This is a genomic window from Streptococcus sp. GMD6S (assembly GCF_000297015.1).
In genome coordinates, this window is record NZ_AJRH01000203.1 from 1 (window position 1) to 846 (window position 846).

Sequence of the window (846 nt, forward strand, 5' to 3'; positions counted from 1 at the left end):
CATCTAGCGCGCGTTTTGTATAGGAGGACAGGATGTTACAAGTAGAACATATCGCAAAAACATTTGGTGAGAGACAGGTCCTGGAGGATGTCAATCTCCAGGTCAACCAAGGGGATGTCGTCGTTATCTTAGGACCATCAGGTTCGGGGAAAACGACCTTTCTCCGTTGTCTCAACCACTTAGAAAAAGCTGACAGTGGCCGTTTGACCTTGGCAGGAAAAACTTATGACTTAGCCAAATTAAGCAAGAAAGACATTCTAGAAATTCGCCAAAAAACAGCCTTTGTTTTCCAACACTACAATCTCTTTGCAAACAAAACTGCTCTGGAAAATATTCTAGAAGGCCTAATCGTAGCTCGTAAAGTACCCAAGGAAGAAGCGCTCAAACGTGCAGAATCTGCCTTGGAAAAAGTTGGTTTACTGGCCTACAAAGACTACTACCCTTCTCAGCTATCTGGAGGGCAACAACAACGAATAGGAATTGCGCGTGCTATTGCCGTCAAACCCGAGGTCATTTTGCTAGATGAACCAACATCAGCACTAGACCCTGAGTTGGTTGGAGATGTTTTGGATGTTCTGAAACAGTTGGCGGGAGAAGGTGTGACCATGGTGGTCGTCACGCATGAGATGGGATTTGCTAGAGATGTCGCTAACCACGTTATTTTCATGGATGGAGGCCGTATCGTAGAGGAGAACAATCCCCACGATTTCTTTAGTCGTCCACAAGAAGAACGAACCAAGCAGTTCCTGGCTCGTATCTTATCAGACGCTAGCTATAGTGTAGAATATATGATTTGATAGCTAAGTGTATCATAAAAACAACACCCCATGACTAGAAGATTCTTCT

1 protein-coding gene is annotated in these 846 nt (G+C 44.3%); it reads left to right on the top strand.

Annotated features, from left to right (window positions below; translation table 11 throughout):
- The first annotated feature begins 32 nt into the window (after positions 1 to 32).
- Complete coding sequence (locus tag GMD6S_RS09680) at positions 33 to 797, top strand: amino acid ABC transporter ATP-binding protein (protein WP_000942251.1); 765 nt, start codon at positions 33 to 35, stop codon at positions 795 to 797.
- Positions 798 to 846 lie beyond the last annotated feature (49 nt).

Excerpts from the sequence above, each read along its gene's own strand:
- GMD6S_RS09680 (WP_000942251.1), top strand. The coding sequence starts at position 33 with ATGTTACAAGTAGAACATATCGCAAAAACATTTGGTGAGAGACAGGTC.